Annotated in this window: 1 protein-coding gene; it reads left to right on the top strand. The window is 36.7% G+C overall.

Features of this window, described 5'->3' with window-relative positions; translation table 11 throughout:
- Window positions 1-204: DinB family protein (locus tag R0J88_RS18980; protein ID WP_410900726.1), on the top strand; the 204-nt coding region annotated here is incomplete at its 5' end.
- Window positions 205-381 lie beyond the last annotated feature (177 nt).

Here is a 381-nt window from a genome sequence, read left to right as displayed (position 1 = left end):
GAATTAAAAGAAAAATTGGCAATGTCTCGACAAGAACTAAAATCCGTTGTAGAAAATGCAGATCAACATGATTTGGAAAATAAGGCTTATCCCCATCCGGCATTTGGACGAATGCGTTTGAGTCAATGGATTCCATTTGTAGGCTATCATGAAAGACGCCATTTACTGCAAATTAAAGAAGTGAAAGAGAAACTAGAAATATAAGATTTATTCGAAAGGGTTGCTACGGCAATCCTTTTTTATTCATTACGTACCATAATTTGTATAATGAAAATACATTATCCTAGTTTTTGGGGGGAAGGGATGATTCAAGGGAGTTGGCGGGCGTTACTATGGATTGGATTAGCAGAGTTATGTGCTTTAAGCTTGTGGTTTAGTGCA

The sequence above is a fragment of the Pseudoalteromonas sp. SIMBA_162 genome (assembly GCF_046535955.1).
GTDB lineage: Bacteria > Pseudomonadota > Gammaproteobacteria > Enterobacterales > Alteromonadaceae > Pseudoalteromonas > Pseudoalteromonas marina.
This window is presented reverse-complemented; position numbering and strand designations above follow the sequence as displayed.